The following is a 19,653-nucleotide window of genomic DNA, read 5'->3' as shown; positions in this document are numbered from 1 at the left end:
AGGCCCCGGGCCTTCAGCGCTTGCCTCCTTAGCGCTTGAAGGCGACGCGCCCGCCACCAACACTGGGGAGACCATGCAAGAAAACAGCTCGCTGACCAACCAGCTCCTGATCGCCATGCCCAACCTGGAGGATCCCAACTTCAGCCACAGCGTGACGTACATCTGCGAAGACAACGACGAGGGCGTGATGGGTATCACCATCAACCGCCCGCTGGAGCTCGACCTCGGCGACATCCTCGACCACATGAGCATCACCTGCACCGATCCCGACGTGCGCGGTCAACAGGTATTCATGGGCGGGCCGATCGCGCTCGAACGGGGCTTCGTCCTGCACGCGCCCCACGGCGGCTGGGAGTCGACCCTGGAAGTGACTGACCGCATCGGCCTGACCACCTCGAAGGACATCCTCCAGGCGCTGGCCGACGGCGCGGGCCCGAAACAAGTCATCGTCGCGCTCGGCTACTCCGGCTGGAGCCGCGAACAGATCGATCACGAGATTGCCGAGAACAGCTGGCTCAACGTCGAGGCCACCGAGGAAATCCTGTTCGATCAGCCGATCGAGGAACGCTGGACGACCGCGGCGAGCCAACTCGGTATCGACATCAACCTGCTCTCCGGCGAGTCCGGCCACGCCTGATGACCGAAGTGGGGCCCGATTCGCCGACGCAAGGATCGATGAGTGTCGGCTCCCTGGTACTCGGTTTCGATTACGGCGAGTGGCGCATCGGCATCGCCGTGGGCGACCGGCGCATCGGCACCGGGCGTCCGCTCACGACCCTGCACAACCGCAACGCCGACCAGATCGACTGGACCGCGATCGAGGCGCTGATCGACGAGTGGCAACCCAGCGCGCTGGTGCTGGGCTGGCCCATCGACGACACGGGACGCTGTTACCCGCAAGCCGCCGCCATCCGCCGTTTTGGCAATCGCCTGCGTGAGCGCCGCGGCCTGCCGGTGTTCGTCATCGATGAACGCCTGAGCTCCGAACAGGCCGCCGAGCGGCTGGTCAATCGTCTGGGTCGCCGTGCCGTCGAACGCGATCAGGGCCAGATCGACGCCATGGCAGCGGCCGTCATCCTCGATACCTTCTTTATCCTGCCGGCGCCGCGTTCGATCGAGACCGTCACCAAGGCCGAGGTCACGCAAAACCTGGTCGACTCTCCCGCCACGTCGCGGCATTGATACAATTCGTCCCCACCAACTGCTCCCGGACTCCCCAGCGATGACACAGACCGACCGCCTGCTGCCCGTGAACGAGGCCATCGAACGGCTCGAGGCCCAGATCCGCTCGGATCGGCAGGAGGGCGCGCTGGTCGATCCGCTGATCATCGGCATTCACACCGGCGGGGTCTGGGTGGCCGATGCCCTGCACCGGGCACTGGGCTGCAGCGAGCCGCTGGGGCGCTTGAACATCACCTTCTATCGTGATGATTTCAACACCCTCGGCCTGCACCCGCAGGTCAGCCCCTCGGACCTGTCGGTGGATGTCGATGGTCGCGATATCATCCTGGTCGACGACGTGCTGTTCACCGGGCGCACCGTGCGCGCGGCGATGAACGAGCTGTTCGACTACGGCCGACCCCGCCGGATTGCCCTGGCGGTGCTCTACCAGCGCGACGGCCGCGAACTGCCGATCTGCGCCGACTGGGCGGGCCAGGAGCTGAACCTCGGTCCCGACGAGCAGATCCACGTCGACGGGCCGGACCCGATGACCGCCCGCCTCGTCACCAGCAAGGAGAGCTGAGCGCCATGGCCGTGAAATTCGTCCGCCCCAAGATCCCGAAGTTCGCCCCGGACCCTTGGGCGATCCAGTTCGACGATCAGGGCCGCCTGCGCCACCTGCTGACCATCGAGGGGCTCGGGCCGCAGTGGATCACGCGCATCCTCGATACCGCCGAGGGTTTCGTCTCGGTCACCGATCGCGAGATCAAGAAGGTGCCGCTACTGCGTGGGCGGACCGTGGTCAACCTGTTCTTCGAGTCCTCGACCCGGACCCGCACCACCTTCGAGCTCGCCGCCAAGCGCTTGTCTGCCGACGTCCTCAACCTCAATCTCGCGACCTCGGCGACCAAGAAGGGCGAAAGCCTGCTCGACACGCTCCGCAATATCGAGGCGATGCAGGCCGACATGTTCGTCGTGCGCCACGACCAGTCCGGCGCCGCACATTTCATCGCTCGTCACGTCGCCCCGCACGTCTCGGTACTCAATGCCGGCGACGGCTGGCATTCGCATCCGACACAGGCACTGCTCGACGCCTTCACCATCCGTCGGCACAAGGGGGATTTCACGTCCCTGCGGGTCGCGATCGTCGGCGACATCCGCCATTCCCGGGTGGCCCGCTCGCAGATGCACGTGCTCAACTCGCTCAATGTGGGTGAACTGCGCGTGATCGCCCCACGCACCTTGCTCCCCACCCACGTCGAGAAACTCGGCGTGCGCGTGTTCCACGACATGCGCGAGGGCCTCAAGGACGTCGACGTGGTCATCATGCTCCGCCTGCAGCGCGAGCGCATGGAGGCGGGCCTGCTGCCCAGCGAAGAGGAGTTCTACCGCCTCTACGGCCTGACCGAGGAGAAGCTCGCCTGGGCCAAGCCCGATGCGATCGTCATGCATCCGGGTCCGGCCAATCGCGGCGTGGAAATCGAATCATCGGTGGCCGATGGCCCGCAATCGGTGATTCTCGAGCAGGTATCCAACGGCATCGGGGTGCGCATGGCGGTGATGAGCCTGTGCATGAGCGCCAACCGGGGAGAGAACGCATGAAGGACGCACCGGAAAACCTCGGCATCGACCACGACCCGGTGCGCCATCCGGAAGGTTGTCGCCCGGGACTCGACTGCGATCACTGGGTCATCCGCGGTGCCCGGCTGCGTGATCCGTCCAGTGGCCTCGACACCACCAGCGACATCTACCTCGGCGGCGGCCGCATCGTCGGTATCGGCGAGGCCCCCGACGACTGGCCGCAGGATACGGCCGAGCACGTCTGTGCCGAGGGTCACTGGCTGATTCCCGGCGTGATCGACGGCTGGGCGCGCCTGCGCGAACCCGGCCAGGAGCACAAGGCCAGCATCGCCACCGAGAGCGCGGCCGCGGTTGCCGGCGGCATCACCACCGTGGTGATGCCGCCCGACACCGTTCCGGTACTCGATACCGTCGCGGTGGCGCGCTACATCAAGCGCCGCGCCCAGCTGGCCGGCCGCGCCCGGGTGGTCGCCATCGGCGCGATGACCCAGCACCTCGATGGCGAGTTGCTCGCCGAAATGGCGGCACTCGACGCCGGCGGTTGTGTCGCCATCTCGAATGCGCACTACCCGTTCCACGACCTGCGCCTGATGCGGCGGGCACTGGAGTACGCCGCGACCTTCGATCTACAGGTGCTGCTCCAGCCACTCGACCCGTCATTGTCCGAACGGGGCTGCGCCCACGATGGCGCCGTGGCCACCCGCCTCGGCCTGCCGGGGCTGCCGGTTTCCGCCGAGACCGCACCACTCGCGCAACTGATCGCCATGATCAGCGAGACCGGCGCCCGTGTGCACGTGCCGCAGCTCTCCTCGGCCGCGGCACTCAAGCTGATCGAGCGGGCCAAGGCCGATGGGCTGCCGATCACCGCGGGTGTGTCCGCGCATCACCTCTGGCTCACCGAGATGGACACCGACGCGCTTGACCCCAATGCCCACGTCATCCCGCCGCTGCGGTCCATTCGGGATCGCGACGCGCTGCGCCGCGGGCTCGCCGAGGGCCTGATCGACACGGTCGTCTCCGATCACCAGCCACACGAACCCGATGCCAAGCTCGCCCCCTTCCCGGAGACCGAGCCCGGCATCTCCGGCCTCGAGACCCTGCTGCCACTGGTACTCAAGCTGGTCGAGGAAGACGTGCTCGACTTCGAACGCGCCATCGATGCACTGACCACGCGCCCCGCCGCCCTGTTCGGCCTGTCCGATGCCGGCTCGATCGCCGTGGGCCAGCGCGCCGATCTGGCGCTGATCGACCCGGATGCCATGTGGAGCCTCGGCTCGATCGGCATGGCGAGCGCCGGCGAGAACACCCCGTTTGTCGGCTGGGACTTTGCCCACCGGGTCGAGACCACCTGGGTCAACGGTCGGCGGGTATTCCTGCGCGAGCCGTGATCGCCCGGGAGGCGCTCAGCCTTCTCCTTCCAGCAGCCGACGGATGATCTCGCCGGCCACCATGTGGCCGAACAGGTTGGGCAGGTAGCTGATGGTGCCGTTGACCGCACGCGGCTGGCTGCCGTCGTCGGTGGGTTCGTGGGGCGCGGGCTTGCGCGGGGTTTCGGTCGAATAGACCACCGGGAAATCCACCGGCGCGCCCGCCTTTCTCAGTTTGCGACGCAGCACCGACCCCAATCCACAGCCATGTACCTGATCGAGTCGCCCAACCTGCATCTGGCGCGGATCGAGGCGGTTGCCGGCCCCCAGAGCGGTGAACGTGCCCCGCCCCTGCTCTCGACAAACGGCCAACAGGCGTGCCTTGACCGCGATCGAGTCGATACAGTCCGCGACGAAATCCGGTTGATGCGTCTCGAGGAATGCTTCCACCCCCGAGACGTCGAGAAAATCCGGACTGGGGACGAGTTCGATATCGTCCCGAATCGAGGCCAGCCGCTCGACCGCCACCGCGGCCTTGCCCCGCCCGATCACCTCGCCGGTGGCCAACAATTGGCGGTTGAGATTGGAGGCGGCGAACTGGTCGTGGTCCAACAGGATCAACCGCCCCACCCCGGCGCGCGCCAGGGACTCGGCGGCGGCTCCACCTACGCCGCCCAATCCGGCGACCAGCACGGTCGCGGCACGCAAGCGTTGGAGACCCTCCTCTCCGATGAGCAGTTCGGTACGTTCGTCGACGGGATTAATGGCAGTCACCTTGGCTCGGTCGAATTGTTTGAGGCGGCATTGTAGCCAAGCCGGCCCTTGAACAATTGCCGGGTGTTGCGATTGATGGATTCGAGCAATTGATCCGGCTCCATCCCGCGCAAGTGGGCCAGGCTCGCCAAGTTCTCGGGCAGATACCCGGGCAGATTGCGCTCGCCACGATGATCGTGCCCGGGCTGGTTGGGGGCATCCGTTTCCAGCACCAGCGCATCGAGCGGCAACTCGCTTATCATCCGGTGCATGCGATGGGCACCAGGATGCGTGATCGCCCCGCCCACGCCGATGTGAAATCCCTGCTCGATGAAAACTTCCGCCTGCTGAGTCGAGCCGGTGAACCCGTGAACCACGCCACCGGCATGGCGATGACGTCGCAGCCAATAGAGCAATCGATCGGCGGACTTGCGCTCATGCAGGATCACCGGCAGGTCCCGCTCGGCGGCCCAGTCGAGCTGCGCGGTGAACAGCGCGTTCTGCACGTCGGACTCAAGGCCCGACTGCGCGAAGTCCAGACCGATCTCGCCCACCGCGATGGGCCGCTCGTCCGATTGCCACTGACGATCCAGGCCCGCCAGGGCCTCATCGACACCCACCCGATCACTCCACCACGGGTGCGTGCCAAACGCCCCCCACGCAGACAGCCCGACGGCGCGGGCCTTGGCCATGGCCTGACACTGATCGGCAAAGTCGGCGGGAGACACCCCCACTGCCACCATCCCGGCGACCCCGTTGGCAAGCGCGTGACTGAGCACCTCGTCGAGATCATCGACGAACGCGGCCGCCTCCAAATGGCAATGGGTATCAATCAGCTCCACATTGGATCTCCTTTGTGCCATTGACGTGACGTCAGGGCTCAAGAATATGCCCCATCGGTCGATGATAAAGATAACCGCCCCATACGAGTGAACCAGACCGCCGTCGGCATCAGGCAATCGCCCCGGCCGATCATCCGGCCGATCATCCGGGCGATTACCTGACGATCACCTGACGATCACCTGGCCCGCGCAAGCCGGCTCGGAGACCCCCGACGAGAATGCTATCGTTCGGCCTGACGCCGTTGCTCGTGGCCTTTGTCGTTTCCGTCTGTTTGCCTCCGACGACCTGGTTTCCGGCATCATCAATCCTCGAGGATCGAGACTTTTGAATCCCAGCACGCTACTCGGCATGTTCTCCGGCCTGGCCATCGTGGTTGCCGCCATTGGCCTCTCCGCCGAGGATCCCTCCAACTTCCTCAACCTGCCGGGCCTGTTGCTGGTGGTCGGCGGCACGGTGGCGGCCACCCTGGTGAGCTATCCGCTGCACGAAGTGCTGCGCGTCTTCCGCGTATTCGCCATCGTGCTCAAGAACGAGCGTCTCTACGCCGAGCGCGACATCAACGAACTGGTCGAGGTTTCCAAGCTCAAGCTTCAGGGCCAGATCACCCGGGCCGACGAAAAGCTCGACCACATCAAAAATCCCTTCCTGCGTTCGGGCATGCAGATGGTGCTCGACGGGGCGTCCTCCGAGGATCTGATCACCCTGATGCAGTGGCGCATCTCCCGCATGCGGGCCCGCGAACGGGCTGAGGCCCAGATCTTCCGCACCATGGCAACCTTTGCGCCGGCCTTCGGCATGCTCGGCACCCTGCTCGGGCTGATCAACATGCTGTCGGCCATGGATGCCGACCAGTTTGCCGCCATCGGTACCAACATGGCGCTGGCGCTGATCACGACGCTCTACGGCATCCTCTTGTCGAACATGCTGTTCAAGCCGATCGCACTCAAGCTCGAGCGGCGTACCGAGCAACGCGTGATGCTGATGAACATGATGGTCGAAGGCGTGCTGCTGATGCAGGAACAACGCTCGCCGGCCTTCATCCGCGAGACGCTGGGCTCGTTCCTCGCGCAGAGCGAGGACGAACTGCGCGACGGCGATCGCCAAAAACGTGCCCAAAGCAATCGTGCCAAGGGTCGAACCAGTGGCCGGAGCGAGAGTCCGCGCCGCCGACCGAGGCAAGCAAGCGAGTGAACAGCGTGAGCGCCGACCCCAGCGCCCAGGAACTCGAGCTTCAGGAAGCGCGCGTGGCCGCGGCCGCCCGTGACGGGGGCCGGCCATGGAGCGAGGGCTGGGAGCCGGACGTTAGCCAAGTCGAGGACGATCAGAACTACTGGCTGCTGACAATGGTCGACCTGATGACCCTGCTACTGACCCTGTTCGTCTTGCTCGCCGCGTATGCCTACCAGCACAAGGCACAGAACCCGATCGAGCCGGGCAGCGGCGCGCAGGCCGACCAGCCGGCGAACACCGATCGGCCGGCAGCCAGTGACGCCACCGGCGACACCGACCCGCCCGAGATAATCCTCGGCGGTGACAGGCCGAACCCGGACGCCCGCACCGCCAGCGGCGATGCCCTGATCGGTCAACGTCACGAGAAATTGTTCGCCGAACCCGGTGATGCCGAGTCCCACCGGGACGTACCTGATACAACGGCCGGCGCGACCATGGTTTCGGATGTTAGCGACCCGGCTGCCCAGCCGGGTGACCAAGCGGATGACTGGGCCGGCGACCAGGCCCGGGCCTTGGCCGGACAATTCGAGGACATGGGCGACGACGTCGAGGTTTCGACGATCGCCGACCGGGTGCAATTGCGGGTCAAGGACAACATCCTCTTTCCCACCGGCGAGGCCGGCCTCTCGGGGGCGGGCGGCGACCTGCTGTCGCGGCTGGCCGAACGCCTTGCCGACAGTGACTACCAAATCACCGTCGAAGGCCATACCGACAACCGGCCCATCCAGACCTGGCGCTACCCCTCGAACTGGGAATTGTCCGCGGCCCGGGCCGCGGCCGTGGTCCGCGAATTGATCGAGGCGGGCATCCGCCCGCGCCGTCTACACGCCGTGGGCCTGGCCGACACCCAGCCGATCGCCACCAATGACACCGACACCGGCCGCGCCGAGAACCGCCGCGTCGATCTGGTGTTGGAACTGCCGGCCAACCCGGGAGACACGCGATGACCGACTCCCCCCGGACCGACTCGGACTGGCACCTGCACCCACGCCTCATGGCCGACAGTGTCCCGCTGCTCAATCACGGCCGGCTGCAGTACCGACTGATCAACGACCGGCGATTCATCTGGACCCTGATCGTGCCGATGTGTCCTAACGCCGAGCAACTGCATCACCTCCCGCCCGACTGGCGCGAGGAGGCGCTTCGCGGTCTCCAGGCATTGAGCGAGACCCTCGAGCGCCTCTATCACCCGGATCGGCTCAACGTCGGTGCGATCGGCAACCTGGTCGATCAGCTCCACCTGCATTGCGTGGTCCGATTCGCCGACGACCCGGCCTGGCCGGGGGTGGTCTGGGGCGCTGGTGAACGCGAACCGATGACACCGATCGAACTGCTGGCCCGGGTTCAGCCGATCGCCGCTGGACTCGGCGAGGGCCTTGGGCGAAACTTTGCGCACGCCGTTTGACTGGAACCTAGACGGTAAATCCACTCGGAATCAGGACGACCCGAATGCGACTGCTCCCCCTGCCGCTACAATTTCTGCTGTTCATCCTCGCCCAGCTCGCCCTGAGTGTCGGCCTGGTCTTCTACCTCGGCAGTCTGGCCCAATCGAACGTCGAGACCTTCGCCGATGCCAGCCACGGCTTTGTCGAGACGCACAAGTCGATCGAGCAGATCCGTAACGAGTACGCGAGCATCGCGGCCAAGGTCGAACGCGAGGTCTCCGGATTCGCGCCGGGGGCTCGCCGCGATGTCTCGGATCTGCGCACCGAACTTACCCAGATCGCCTCCGCCATACGCGGCAGCGTGGCACTCGCTCCACTGCGGGAAAACCATCCCGGGGCGATTAACCGGCTCGCCGATTCGATCGAAGCCCAGGCGCGCAGCCTGGTCGAAGCGAACGAGACCGTCGCCTCGGCCCAGCGCGACGAGGTAGCACGCATCCAGACGCGGCTGGCCGAACAACGGGCCGCCATCATGACCACCGGGTTCGGCGGGCTGATCGACGGGGCCAATGATGAACTCGAAGAGACCATGCGCGCCATCCGGGGCGCCAACGCCGCGGTCACCGAGAATTACCAGCTGGTACTGATCGTCTTCGTTGCGCTGCAGGCCCTGCTCCTGGTGCTGGTGCTCTGGCTGACCAACCGCCAAATCCGCCAATTGGCCGAGATCACCGAGCGCATCGTCGCCGGCCAGCAGGCCAGCGCCGGGCCCCACCAAAAACGCCGCGATCAGCTGGGGCGGATCGCCCGCGCCGTCCAGCAGTTCCGAAGCTCGCTGGTCAGCCTGTCGAATTCCCGCGAGCAACTCCAGGCGATGCTCAAGAAACACGACAAGGAATCGCTGAGTCGCCGGCGTGCCGAGGAGTCGCTCACCCTGACCGCCTCGGTCTTCGACGAGGTACAGGAGGCGGTACTCGTCACCGACATTCAGGGATTCGTCCGCCGCGCCAACCCGGCGGCCGAGTCGTTGCTGTCCTTGACCACCACGCAACTGGCCGAACGACCGCTGCTCGAGATCCTGCTCGACCAGCCCAGCCACGTGATTGCACCGATCTGGAAACACGTCCTCGAACAAGGCGAATGGCGCAGCGAGGTCGATTTCACCCGTCCGGAAGACGGCAAAACGCTGATCGCGCTGGTTTCCATCCGTCTGGTCGGCGAGCCACGGGAGAAACGCGGTCATGTGATCGTGGTGATCAATGATCACACCGAAATCCGTGCCCGAGAGAACGAGGTCCTCGCACTGGCCCGCCAGGATGCGGTCACCGACCGGCTCAACCGAGGCTACTTCGTACAGCAGGTCGATACCCAGATCCAGACCGACCCGGATCAGCCCTTCGCCCTGGTTGCCCTCGGCCTGGACGGCTTCACGGCATTCAACGAGGCGCTGGGACGGCGGTTCGGTGACCGCATCCTGCGGGTCATGGGCGATCGCCTGGCCGAGATCACCGAGCCTCGGTCCTTGCTCGCGCGCATCGACGGTGACGAGTTCGCCTTCCTGGTGTTCGCGGACAATGTCGCCGAGCTCGAAACGGCAGTCGAGGAGATCATGCGCCAGGCCCATGCCCACATCACCCGGCGCGTGGAACTGGCCGGTTACCGCCTGGACATCCGCGCCAGCGTCACCTCCGCCCAGTTCCCGGCCGAGGGCCAGACCGCCGAGGAATTACTGCGCATTACCGACAACGGGCTCTCCCAGGCCAAGGCCGAGGGCGGCAATCGCATCATCGGCCACGCCGAAGGCCATACGCACGCGGCACAACGGCGCTTCGAACTGACCCAGGCGCTGGGCAAGGCACTCGGCAATCGCGAAATGCGGGTGCATTACCAGCCGCAGGTTTCGCTTTCCAGCGGCACGCTGATGGGCTTCGAGGCGCTGATGCGCTGGCGCTATCGCGGCGACTGGATCTCTCCAGCCGAGTTCATCCCGCTGGCCGAGGAACACAACCTGATCGGCGAGTTCACTGAATGGGCGCTCAACAACGCCTGTCGGCGCGTGGCGGACTGGCAGCGTCAGGCAGGCCAGGAGCTCACTATCTCCATCAACGTGCCACCGCAGCTGTTGCTGCTCGACAAGGTCGAGGAACGACTGATCCATCTGGCCAAGGTCGCCAGTCTGCCCACCTCATCGATCGTGCTCGAGATCACCGAGAGCGACTTCGGTTCCGATCCGACCCTGCTGGCCGAACGGCTGCACCAGCTGGCGATGCATGGCTTTGCCATCGCCATCGACGACTTCGGCACCGGGCATTCCTCGCTGGCCTATCTCAACAACCTGCCGATCTCGAAACTCAAGATCGACAAGCAGTTCGTCGACGAAATCGAACACAGCGAGGATGCCCGCAAGCTGCTCGGATCCATCCTTGCCATGGCCGAGAAGCTCGAGTTCGAGGTGGTCGTCGAAGGGGTCGAAACCCAGCAACAACTGATCGAACTGCGCAAGTTCGGCAGTCGCCTGCAGATCCAGGGCTTCGTCTTCTCCCGTCCCTTCGACGAGGACTACTGGGACGGCGAATTCATGCACGGGAAGATCCCCCCCTACCCGATTCCCGAACTCAAGCCCGACCGCCAGGGCGACTGACGTTTCAGGACACAGGCGAGAACGAGAAAGCCCGCTGGCGCGCAATGCGACAGCGGGCTTTTTGCATTGATCCCCAACTCCCGGGCAAGTCGGACAGCGCCTCTCTAAACCACCGGCCCGGTGTTGCCAACGAGAAGGGACTTAGGCCTCGACATCAATGCGCCTCGTCCCAACTCTCACCGATGCCGATGCCCACTTCCAGCGGCACCCGCAGCTCACCCGCGGCGATCATGGTTTGCTCGATCTCGTCGGCCACTGACTGGGCCACATCGGTCGGCGCCTCGAAGATCAGTTCGTCGTGCACCTGGATGATCATCCGGGCGCGGCCGGGCACCACGACGCTCTCGTACAGGGCCAGCATGGCCCGCTTGATGATGTCGGCGGCCGTGCCCTGCATCGGGGCGTTGATCGCCGTGCGCTCGGCGTACTGCCGGCGCTGGCCGTTGCGGCTCTTGAGTTCGGGCAGATACAACCGCCGACCGAAGACCGTCTCGACAAAACCGCGTTCGTGGGCCTGCCGGCGGGTCTCGTCCATGTAGCGCGCCACGCCGGGATAACGGGCGAAGTAGCGATCGATGTAAGCCTGCGCCTCGGTCCGCCCCACCCCAATCTGGCGCGCCAGCCCGAAGGCCGACATGCCGTAGATCAGGCCGAAGTTGATCGCCTTGGCCGCGCGGCGCTGGTCGTCGTTTACCTCGCCACCGTCGGCGAACACCTCACGGGCGGTGGCCCGGTGGATGTCCTCGCCATGCTCGAAGGCCGACAGCAATCCCTCGTCACCCGACAGGTGCGCCATGATGCGCAGCTCGATCTGCGAGTAGTCCGCCGAAATCAGCTTGTGACCGGGCGTGGCGACAAACGCCTTGCGGATGCGCCGCCCCTCCTCGGTACGCACCGGGATGTTCTGCAGGTTGGGATTCGATGACGATAGGCGCCCGGTGGCGGTTACCGCCTGGTGGAACATGCTGTGAACCCGACCCGTCGTGGGGTCGATGCGCTCGGGCAGCCGGTCAATGTAGGTGCTCTTGAGCTTGGTCAGGCCACGATAGTCGAGGATCAATTGCGCCAACGGATGCTCGTCGACCAGCGCAGACAAGGCCTCTTCGTTGGTGGACGGCTCGCCCTTGGGCGTCTTGACCTTCACCGGCAGGCCCATGCGCTCGTAGAGGATCGCCTTGAGCTGCTTGGTCGAGCCGAGGTTGAAGGCCTCGCCGGCGACCTCCTGGGCCTCACTCTCGATCGTGGCGATCCGTTCGGCGATGGCCTTCCCCTGGCGCGCCAGCTGCTCGCTGTCGATCGCCACGCCGGCACGCTCCATGGTGAACAGGACCGGCACCAGCGGGCGCTCGATCTCCTCGTAGACCATCATCAGGCTGGGCACCTCGGCCAACTGCGCCCGTAGGCGGTCGGCCAGTTGCAGCGTGATGTCGGCGTCCTCGGCGGCGTACGGGCCGGCCACGTCAATCGCGACCTGATCGAAGGTCAGTTGCTTGGCGCCCTTGCCCGCCACCTGCTCGAAGGTGGTCGTCTGGTGCGCCAACTCCCGGGAGGCCAGCGTGTCCATGTCGTGGCGCGAGGCGGTCGGATCGAGCACATAGGACTCGAGCATGCTGTCGTCCACCAGCCCGCGCAGGGCGATGCCGTGATTGGCGAGCGCGTGCATGTCGAACTTGGCGTTCTGCAGGATCTTGGTGGGACGCTCGTCTTCCAGCCAGTGTTTGAGTCGGGCGAGCACCGTGTCGCGATCCAACTGCGGCTCGATCCGTTCCCCGTGGGCATCCACATGCACCAATGGCACGTAGATCGCCTCGTGGGGATCGATCGCGAACGACAGCCCGACCACCGCCATCTGCATCGGCTCGAGCGAATTGGTCTCGGTATCGAAGGCCACGCGCGGGGACGCCTCAATCCGCGTGATCCAGGCGTCCAGCGTGTCGAGATCGGTCACCGTGTGGTACCTGGCTTCGGGACGTTCGGCCGTCTCGGTGACCGACTCGCCTTCCTCGAGTCCCTGTTCGCCGAACCAACGGCGCAACGAGTTGAGCCCGTAGCGGTCGGCCAGCGCCAACCCGATCTGCACATCGGCCGGCTCGATCACCAGCTCGTTTAGCGTGACCGAAAGTTCGCAATCGGTGCGGATGGTCACCAGTTCGCGGCTGGTCGGCAGGAACTCGAGTGAGTCACGCAGCGACTGACCCACCTTGCCTTTGAGCTCCTCGGCATGGGCGATGATCTCGTCGAGCGAGCCGTACTGGTTGATCCACTTGGTGGCCGTCTTGGGGCCGCACCCCGGTACGCCGGGGATGTTGTCGACCTTGTCCCCCACCAGTGCGAGAAAGTCGATGAATTGTGCCGGGGTGATGCCGTACTTCTCCTCGACGGCCGCGACGTCGGTGGTCTTGTTGCTCATCGTGTTGACCAGCGTCACGCTGGGCGCCACCAACTGGGCGAAATCCTTGTCGGCCGTGGCGACGATCACCTCCTCGTCGTTCTCGCGCGCCTCGTGCATCAGCGTGCCGATAACGTCATCCGCCTCCACCCCCTCGATGCACAGGAGCGGAAAACCCAACGCCCGGACGAGGGTGTGCACCGGCTCGATCTGCACCCGCAGGTCGTCGGGTAGCGGTGGCCGGTGGGCCTTGTAGTCGGGATAGATATCGTCGCGAAAGGTCTTGCCCGGCGCGTCGAACACCACCGCCATGTGGCTGGGATCGGCCTCGCGACGCATCTTGAGGAGCATGTTGACCACGCCGTGAATCGCCCCGGTGGGCGTGCCGTCGGGCGCGGTGAGCGGCGGGAGGGCGTGGAAGGCGCGAAAGAGAAAGGAACTGCCGTCGACGAGAATCACGGGTCCGTTGCGGTCGGACATGGTAGGATTTGCCCCTTTGAATTCCGTGGATATCAGGCCGGTACTATGCCACAGGCAGCCCCGTCACCGACGGGTCCAAAGCCACTGACCACCCACTGAATACCTTAGGGGACCACCCCGGGGACACCTCGTCTTGCGCGGTTTTGCATGAGCAGAAAACTACCCAACCATCCGACCCGGCTAGATCAGAACCAACGGCTCTCGCAGGAGTCGTGGAAGGTCTTCCAGATCATGGCCGAGTTCGTCCACGGCTACGAGACGCTCGCCAGCATCGAGCCGGCGGTGAGCATCTTCGGCTCGGCGCGCTACGACGAGGACAATCCTTGGTACCAGTTGACCGTCGAGGTCGCGGAGAAGCTCTCCAACGCCGGTTTCTCGGTGATCTCCGGCGGCGGGCCGGGCCTCATGGAGGCGGCCAACAAGGGCGCGCAGGCTGGGGGCGCCCCTAGTGTGGGTCTGAACATCGCCCTGCCCCACGAGCAGAACGACAACGCCTTCCAGGACGTGTCGCTGCATTTCCAGCACTTCTTCGCCCGCAAGGTGATGTTCGTCAAACATGCGTCGGCCTACGTGGTGATGCCGGGCGGCTTCGGCACTCTCGACGAGCTCGCCGAGATCCTCACCCTGGTGCAGACGGGCAAGTCGCGCCGTATTCCGATCGTCATGCTGGGCACAACCTTCTGGCAGGGACTGATTGACTGGTTCGGCGACCAGCTTCTGGGCGAAAAGACCATCGGGGCGGACGACATGCACCTGTTCAGCTTGTGCGACACGGCCGACGAGGCGGTGGACGCCATCTTCGATTTCTACCGCAACCGCGGTGTCACGGCGACCGAGGAAGAGCAGCAAAAGCTGCTCGACCTCTGAGCCACGCCACACTTCAGCAACGAACGAGACCGTCATGTCGGTTTTTACCAAGGTCGATACCCAACAGCTCGACACCTTCCTGACCCAATTCGATTGCGGTGAGTTGGTCGAGCACCGTGGCATTGCCGCCGGGATCGAGAACACCAACTACTTCGTCACCACGAGCCAAGGGCGCTTTGTGCTGACCCTGTTCGAGAATCACAGCCCCGACGAGCTGCCGTTCTTTCTCGACCTGATGGCCTATCTTGCCGAGCACGACATCCCCACGGCCCACCCGGTGCCCACCCGTGAAGGGGCCTACCTGACCGAACTCAACGGCAAGCCGGCCGCCCTGGTCCAGCGACTGACCGGGGCCTCGCTTGACCACCCGGACACGGCCGCCTGCGCGGAGATCGGGCGGACGCTGGCGCGCTTTCACCGCGTTTCCGCCCATTTCCCGGAGTACCGTGCCCCAGATCGCGATCTCGCCTGGGCCGAGGGCGTTGTCCAGCAACTACACAGCAAGGCCAGCGACGACGAGCTCGCACTACTCGACGACGAGATCGTCTTTCAACAGGGCCAATCGCGCGCCGGGCTGCCCAGCGGGGCGATCCACGCCGATCTGTTTCGTGACAATGCCCTGTTCGATAGCGGCGAACTGACCGGCATCATCGATCTCTACTACGCCTGCACCGACGTCTTCGCCTACGACCTGGCGGTAACGCTGAACGACTGGTGCGTGGACGAGCGCGGCCAATCACGGGCCGCCGAGCGTGACGCGCTGTTGGCCGGGTATCTCGCCGAACGTCCATTCACTGCAGCCGAGCGGGCGGCCTGGCCGGGCCTGCTGCGCGCCGCGGCCCTGCGGTTCTGGGTCTCGCGCATGCAGGATCAATACTTCCCGCGCGACGCCGAGATGACCTACATCAAGGACCCGACACCGTTTCGTCGCATCCTTGAGGCGCACCGCGCCGCCGGCAGCGACACCCGCGAATGGATCGCGTCGTACCAGCCCGCGGAGACGCGCTGATGAGTCAACCAGCATCACCCTGCCGGCTGAGCCGACTGGTTGACCGGCTGGACCAGCTCAATGAATGGATCGGGCGACTGGTTGCCTGGCTGGGCCTGGTCCTGACGCTGACCGTCTTCGGCGTGGTGGCGCTGCGCTACGGCTTGTCCGAAAGCGACCAGTGGCTTTCCGAATCGATCACCTACTGGTTCGCGCTGATGTTCATGCTCGGCATGGGCTACACCTACCGCCACGACGGTCACGTCCGCGTCGACGTGCTCTCGCGCAGCGCCTCGCTGAAGACCCGCGCCTGGATCGAGATCATCGGTGTCGTGCTGCTGCTCTGGCCGGTCTGCCTGTTTATCGCGTTCTCCAGTTTCGAGTACGTCGGCAATAGCTGGGCCCTGCGCGAGGGCTCACCCGAGCCCGGCGGCATCCCACTGCTGTATCTGTTGAAGACCCTGCTGATCGCGATGCCTGCCCTGCTGTTCTGGCAGGGGCTGGTCGAACTGTTGCGCCACGTGGCCGTGTTGCGCAACCAGCGGCCCACCGAACCGGAACACGGCTCGATCAAGGAAGGCATGTAAGGCATGGAATGGCTGCTGCTCCTGATGGTGTTGACCATCTTCGCCGCGCTGATGAGCGGCTTTCCGGTCGCCTTCGTGCTCGCCGGAGTGTCATTGCTGTTCGCCGGACTCGGCACCCTGCTCGGGCTGTTCGATCACGGCCTGATGGGCGCTATGCCCAACCGCCTGTTCGGCATCATGCTCAACCAGACGCTGGTGGCCGTACCGCTGTTCGTGCTGATGGGCGTGCTCTTGGAAAAGGCGCGCGTCGCCGATGACCTGCTCGAGAACATGAGCGCCCTGTTCGGCCGCCGTCCGGGCGGGCTGGGACTATCCATGATGCTGGTCGGCGCCATCCTTGCCGCCAGCACCGGCATCGTCGGTGCGACGGTGGTAACCCTGGGGTTGATCGCCCTGCCGGTCATGCTACGGCGCGGTTACGACCCGCGCCTGGCCAGCGGATCGGTCGCCGCCGCCGGCACCCTGGGGCAGATCATCCCACCCTCGATCATTCTCGTGCTGCTGGGCGACCAGCTTTCCAACGCCTACACCCAGGCGCAACTCGAGCAGGGTATCTTCGCGCCCGAGACGGTGGCGGTAAGCGATCTTTTCAGTGGGGCGCTGATCCCCGGGCTGATCCTGGTGGGTGCCTACGCGGCCTACATCCTGTTCGTCGCCTGGCGACAGCCCGAGCGGGTGCCGGGCTTGTCCGAGGCGGAGTTGGCCGATCGCGCGCCGATCAGCCGGTTGCTGCTCGCCCTGGCCCCACCGATCGCACTCATCGTGCTGGTACTCGGCTCGATCATGAGCGGGATCGCCACGCCGACCGAAGCGGCTGGCGTCGGTGCCGTCGGCGCCCTGCTGCTGGCCCTGGTCAAGCGACGCCTGACCTTCCCGGTGCTCCACGACAGCCTGACCGCCACCCTGCGCGTGACGGCGATGGTGTTCATGATCTTTATCGGCGCCTCGATCTTCTCGCTGGTCTTCCGCGGCTTTGGCGGTGACGAGATGGTCCACGACCTGCTCTCGGACCTACCGGGCGGCGCGATGACCGCCCTGCTGATCGTCATGGTGATCGTGTTCCTGCTCGGCTTCATGCTCGATTTCATCGAGATCACCTTCGTGGTGGTGCCGATCGTCGCGCCCGTGCTGCTCATGATGGGCATCGACCCGATCTGGCTGGGCATCCTGCTCGCGGTCAACCTGCAGACGAGTTTCCTGACCCCGCCGTTCGGCTTTTCGCTGTTCTATCTGCGCGGCGCGGCCCCGGCGAGCATTCGCACCGCCCAGATCTATCGTGGGGTTCTGCCGTTCATCGCGATCCAGATCGCCGTGCTGGCCCTGCTGGTGATCTTCCCGGACATCGTCACCTGGTTGCCCGAACGCCTTGACGTCCGCACACCCTGACAAGCGATCGGCGTTCACGCCCGGACAGCGGCTCGCGCCGATCGAGCTGGTCGGCCGTGACGAGCGCCTGCGGATCGACTTTCCCCTGGCGCTCGCGCCCATGGCCGGCATCTCCGACCGACCCTTTCGCCAACTCTGCTTCGATCAGGGCGCCGGACTGGTCATCAACGAAATGGTCAGCAGCAAGCCGGCGCTGCGGCACACCCGCAAGAGCGAGCAACGCCGCATCCGCCCGGACGATCCCGAGCCACGCGCGGTCCAGCTACTGGGCAACGAGCCCGAGGATCTCGCCCAGGCCGCGCAACAGGCCTACCGCGACGGGGCGCAACTGATCGACCTCAACCTCGGCTGCCCGGCAAAAAAGGTCTGCCGCAAGGCGGCTGGCTCGGCGCTGATGGCCGAGCCCGACACGGTCGCCCGGCTGCTGGAGGCGACGGTCAATGCCGTGCCCTGCCCGGTCACGCTAAAGATGCGCACCGGGCCGGACGACACCTGGCGCAATGCCCCCGAGATCGCGCGGATTGCCGAGGAGAGCGGCATCGCGATGCTCTCGATTCACGGTCGCACCCGGACGCAGAAATACCTCGGCGAGGCGGAATACGACACCATCGCGCAGGTGGTCGCCGATCGGCATATCCCGGTGCTGGCCAACGGCGATATCGACTCGGTGGCCAGGGCCTTCGAGGTGCTGGCGACGACCGGTGCCGCCGGCCTGATGATCGGTCGCGCCGCTTTCGGTCGTCCCTGGCTGTTTGCTCAGCTTCGCGCCGCGCTGGAAAGCCGTACCGTACCGCCCGACCCTGAACCGCTCGAGGTCATGGGCCTTGTGCGCGAGCAATTCGAGAATATTTATCGCCATTACGGAAATGTGATGGGCGTGCGCATCGCGAGGAAGCACTGGGGGTGGTATTCTTCGCAGCTACCGATTGACGAAGGGACGCGCAAGGAGTTCAACCGACTGGAGACCCTCGAGTCCCAGCGCCGGTGGCTTGACCAGCGGGAGGCCGAGCTTCGCAGCGTAACGAGTCCGTCCGCCAACGTAAGCACCTGACCGGCCGGCGGAACGCTCGATCTAGAGAACACGGGACGACCACGGAGTGATCCGTTCGTCCCGGTGTCTCGTGGTCCCGTCCGCCCCCCCATGCCGCGTTGTTGAAAAGACTAATGACCGACTCATCCAGCACCGCCACCTCTCATCCCGCCGAGTCCTCTCTGAACGGCAGCGCTCGTCGTGCGGCCGATTGCCACCACGACATGCACAAGACCGTCATCGACGCCTTGGACATCCTCTGGGATGCCTTCGAGGAGGATCAGCCCAGCAACCTCTATCAGCTGGTCATGGGGCAGGTGGAGAGCCCCCTGCTCGCCCGCGTGCTGGAGCGCTGTGATCACAACCAGAGCCGGGCCGCCGCCTGCCTGGGCATCAACCGCAGCACGCTGCGCAAAAAACTGCGCGACCACGACCTGATCTGACGCCCCGCTTCGCCCGCCCCCTTTCCCACCATCCTCCGAACGCCCTCGCCAAACCCGTTTTCGGGTCTTTCCGAGAGCGACTGTTGTGTCCCTGCAAAGCCTGCCCCAGGCGCGCCTCGACGCGATGAACAATTTGCTTTGACCGACCGAAAAAACGCGGTATAACGCGCCGGAAATCGGCTGGTCATCCCCGCGGACGGGGGCGCCGGCTCGGGAACGCACCCGGGACCCATGATGGCCTGCAGGACTTGGCCATGACCGTCGATCGATACCAACGCGACCTCGCTCGCAGGTTGCCTTGAACGTGTTGATCAGGCAGGTACATCATGAGCAAAGAAAACGACTACCAGGATATCGACGATTGGGACGATAGCGACGCCGAAGACGACGAGCAGAACACTCACACCCTGCTCGACCGCATCAAGGGCACCAAGGATGCCCGGCGCCGACTCGACGACCTCCTCGAGGAACGCCGACTCCGTGCGCAGATGATCGACGAGTTCTGACCCCCGCCATACCCGG

At 65.3% G+C, this 19,653-nt stretch carries 19 protein-coding genes; 16 read left to right on the top strand and 3 right to left on the bottom strand.

The genetic code is table 11. The features are described 5' to 3' along the window. Positions 1-73: 73 nt before the first annotated feature. From ABGV18_RS05045 to ABGV18_RS05025, 5 genes are read left to right on the top strand one after another with little or no spacing between them, the layout of a single operon-like run. Complete coding sequence (locus ABGV18_RS05045) at positions 74-637, top strand: YqgE/AlgH family protein (RefSeq protein WP_396585092.1); 564 nt, start codon at positions 74-76, stop codon at positions 635-637. Between the two features lie 38 nt (positions 638-675). Continuing rightward, positions 676-1,182 (top strand): Holliday junction resolvase RuvX, encoded by a 507-nt coding sequence (gene ruvX / locus ABGV18_RS05040; RefSeq protein ID WP_396585091.1) that lies wholly within the window; start codon positions 676-678, stop codon positions 1,180-1,182. Between the two features lie 40 nt (positions 1,183-1,222). Continuing rightward, entirely contained in the window at positions 1,223-1,744 is a 522-nt protein-coding gene (gene pyrR / locus ABGV18_RS05035) for a bifunctional pyr operon transcriptional regulator/uracil phosphoribosyltransferase PyrR (protein WP_396585090.1), read from the top strand. Positions 1,745-1,749: 5 nt separating this feature from the next. Beyond that, a complete protein-coding gene (locus tag ABGV18_RS05030; protein WP_396585089.1) occupies positions 1,750-2,763 on the top strand; it encodes an aspartate carbamoyltransferase catalytic subunit in 1,014 nt (337 codons plus the stop codon). Next, positions 2,760-4,130: a dihydroorotase gene (locus ABGV18_RS05025; RefSeq protein WP_396585088.1), complete on the top strand. Its 1,371-nt coding sequence runs from the start codon at positions 2,760-2,762 to the stop codon at positions 4,128-4,130. The genes ABGV18_RS05030 and ABGV18_RS05025 overlap by 4 nt, the downstream gene beginning before the upstream one ends. Positions 4,131-4,145: 15 nt before the next feature. Here the strand turns inward: ABGV18_RS05025 and ABGV18_RS05020 are convergent, their stop codons facing one another. Both ABGV18_RS05020 and ABGV18_RS05015 read right to left on the bottom strand, forming a co-directional pair. Continuing rightward, a complete protein-coding gene (locus ABGV18_RS05020) occupies positions 4,146-4,883 on the bottom strand; it encodes a tRNA threonylcarbamoyladenosine dehydratase (RefSeq protein ID WP_396585087.1) in 738 nt (245 codons plus the stop codon). Then, a complete protein-coding gene (locus tag ABGV18_RS05015; protein ID WP_396585086.1) occupies positions 4,880-5,704 on the bottom strand; it encodes a TatD family hydrolase in 825 nt (274 codons plus the stop codon). The genes ABGV18_RS05020 and ABGV18_RS05015 overlap by 4 nt, the downstream gene beginning before the upstream one ends. 325 nt (positions 5,705-6,029) lie before the next feature. Here ABGV18_RS05015 and ABGV18_RS05010 point away from each other — a divergent pair, with 325 nt between their 5' ends. From ABGV18_RS05010 to ABGV18_RS04995, 4 genes are read left to right on the top strand one after another with little or no spacing between them, the layout of a single operon-like run. Next, complete coding sequence (locus ABGV18_RS05010) at positions 6,030-6,896, top strand: MotA/TolQ/ExbB proton channel family protein (protein WP_396585085.1); 867 nt, start codon at positions 6,030-6,032, stop codon at positions 6,894-6,896. Between the two features lie 5 nt (positions 6,897-6,901). Further along, entirely contained in the window at positions 6,902-7,882 is a 981-nt protein-coding gene (locus ABGV18_RS05005) for a flagellar motor protein MotB (protein WP_396585084.1), read from the top strand. Continuing rightward, entirely contained in the window at positions 7,879-8,340 is a 462-nt protein-coding gene (locus ABGV18_RS05000) for an HIT domain-containing protein (protein ID WP_396585083.1), read from the top strand. The genes ABGV18_RS05005 and ABGV18_RS05000 overlap by 4 nt, the downstream gene beginning before the upstream one ends. 44 nt (positions 8,341-8,384) lie before the next feature. Beyond that, the gene (locus tag ABGV18_RS04995; RefSeq protein WP_396585082.1) at positions 8,385-10,961 is read left to right on the top strand and encodes an EAL domain-containing protein; all 2,577 of its coding nucleotides are present in this window, start codon (positions 8,385-8,387) and stop codon (positions 10,959-10,961) included. Between the two features lie 154 nt (positions 10,962-11,115). Here ABGV18_RS04995 and polA read toward each other — a convergent pair whose 3' ends face one another. Beyond that, a complete protein-coding gene (gene polA / locus ABGV18_RS04990; protein ID WP_396585081.1) occupies positions 11,116-13,830 on the bottom strand; it encodes a DNA polymerase I in 2,715 nt (904 codons plus the stop codon). Between the two features lie 147 nt (positions 13,831-13,977). Between polA and ABGV18_RS04985 the strand changes: the two genes are divergently transcribed. From ABGV18_RS04985 to ABGV18_RS04955, 7 genes are all read left to right on the top strand, one after another. Then, the gene (locus ABGV18_RS04985) at positions 13,978-14,697 is read left to right on the top strand and encodes a TIGR00730 family Rossman fold protein (protein WP_396585080.1); all 720 of its coding nucleotides are present in this window, start codon (positions 13,978-13,980) and stop codon (positions 14,695-14,697) included. A 34-nt stretch (positions 14,698-14,731) separates the two neighbouring features. Then, positions 14,732-15,706: a homoserine kinase gene (locus ABGV18_RS04980; RefSeq protein WP_396585079.1), complete on the top strand. Its 975-nt coding sequence runs from the start codon at positions 14,732-14,734 to the stop codon at positions 15,704-15,706. Continuing rightward, positions 15,706-16,272, top strand: a complete 567-nt coding sequence (locus ABGV18_RS04975; RefSeq protein ID WP_396585078.1) for a TRAP transporter small permease subunit — start codon at positions 15,706-15,708, stop codon at positions 16,270-16,272. The genes ABGV18_RS04980 and ABGV18_RS04975 overlap by 1 nt, the downstream gene beginning before the upstream one ends. 3 nt (positions 16,273-16,275) lie before the next feature. After that, positions 16,276-17,658: a TRAP transporter large permease subunit gene (locus tag ABGV18_RS04970; RefSeq protein ID WP_396585077.1), complete on the top strand. Its 1,383-nt coding sequence runs from the start codon at positions 16,276-16,278 to the stop codon at positions 17,656-17,658. A 67-nt stretch (positions 17,659-17,725) separates the two neighbouring features. Beyond that, a complete protein-coding gene (gene dusB / locus ABGV18_RS04965) occupies positions 17,726-18,709 on the top strand; it encodes a tRNA dihydrouridine synthase DusB (protein WP_396585112.1) in 984 nt (327 codons plus the stop codon). A 113-nt stretch (positions 18,710-18,822) separates the two neighbouring features. Further along, a complete protein-coding gene (locus tag ABGV18_RS04960; protein WP_396585076.1) occupies positions 18,823-19,131 on the top strand; it encodes a helix-turn-helix domain-containing protein in 309 nt (102 codons plus the stop codon). A gap of 326 nt (positions 19,132-19,457) precedes the next feature. Then, a complete protein-coding gene (locus tag ABGV18_RS04955) occupies positions 19,458-19,637 on the top strand; it encodes a hypothetical protein (RefSeq protein WP_396585075.1) in 180 nt (59 codons plus the stop codon). Positions 19,638-19,653 lie beyond the last annotated feature (16 nt).

This window comes from Guyparkeria halopsychrophila, assembly GCF_044582135.1.
GTDB lineage: Bacteria > Pseudomonadota > Gammaproteobacteria > Halothiobacillales > Halothiobacillaceae > Guyparkeria.
The sequence above is the reverse complement of the archived record's forward strand: the minus strand, read 5'-3'. Positions and strand labels throughout refer to the sequence as shown.

What these genes read in the sequence shown, in the direction of transcription:
- ABGV18_RS05030 (WP_396585089.1), top strand. Translation starts at nt 1,750, where the DNA reads ATGGCCGTGAAATTCGTCCGCCCCAAGATCCCGAAGTTCGCCCCGGAC.
- ABGV18_RS05000 (WP_396585083.1), top strand. Translation starts at nt 7,879, where the DNA reads ATGACCGACTCCCCCCGGACCGACTCGGACTGGCACCTGCACCCACGC.
- ABGV18_RS04985 (WP_396585080.1), top strand. Translation starts at nt 13,978, where the DNA reads ATGAGCAGAAAACTACCCAACCATCCGACCCGGCTAGATCAGAACCAA.
- pyrR (WP_396585090.1), top strand. Translation starts at nt 1,223, where the DNA reads ATGACACAGACCGACCGCCTGCTGCCCGTGAACGAGGCCATCGAACGG.
- ABGV18_RS04975 (WP_396585078.1), top strand. Translation starts at nt 15,706, where the DNA reads ATGAGTCAACCAGCATCACCCTGCCGGCTGAGCCGACTGGTTGACCGG.
- ABGV18_RS04960 (WP_396585076.1), top strand. Translation starts at nt 18,823, where the DNA reads ATGACCGACTCATCCAGCACCGCCACCTCTCATCCCGCCGAGTCCTCT.
- ABGV18_RS04995 (WP_396585082.1), top strand. Translation starts at nt 8,385, where the DNA reads ATGCGACTGCTCCCCCTGCCGCTACAATTTCTGCTGTTCATCCTCGCC.
- polA (WP_396585081.1), bottom strand. Translation starts at nt 13,830, where the DNA reads ATGTCCGACCGCAACGGACCCGTGATTCTCGTCGACGGCAGTTCCTTT.
- ABGV18_RS04980 (WP_396585079.1), top strand. Translation starts at nt 14,732, where the DNA reads ATGTCGGTTTTTACCAAGGTCGATACCCAACAGCTCGACACCTTCCTG.
- ABGV18_RS04970 (WP_396585077.1), top strand. Translation starts at nt 16,276, where the DNA reads ATGGAATGGCTGCTGCTCCTGATGGTGTTGACCATCTTCGCCGCGCTG.
- ABGV18_RS04955 (WP_396585075.1), top strand. Translation starts at nt 19,458, where the DNA reads ATGAGCAAAGAAAACGACTACCAGGATATCGACGATTGGGACGATAGC.
- ABGV18_RS05025 (WP_396585088.1), top strand. Translation starts at nt 2,760, where the DNA reads ATGAAGGACGCACCGGAAAACCTCGGCATCGACCACGACCCGGTGCGC.
- ruvX (WP_396585091.1), top strand. Translation starts at nt 676, where the DNA reads ATGAGTGTCGGCTCCCTGGTACTCGGTTTCGATTACGGCGAGTGGCGC.
- ABGV18_RS05045 (WP_396585092.1), top strand. Translation starts at nt 74, where the DNA reads ATGCAAGAAAACAGCTCGCTGACCAACCAGCTCCTGATCGCCATGCCC.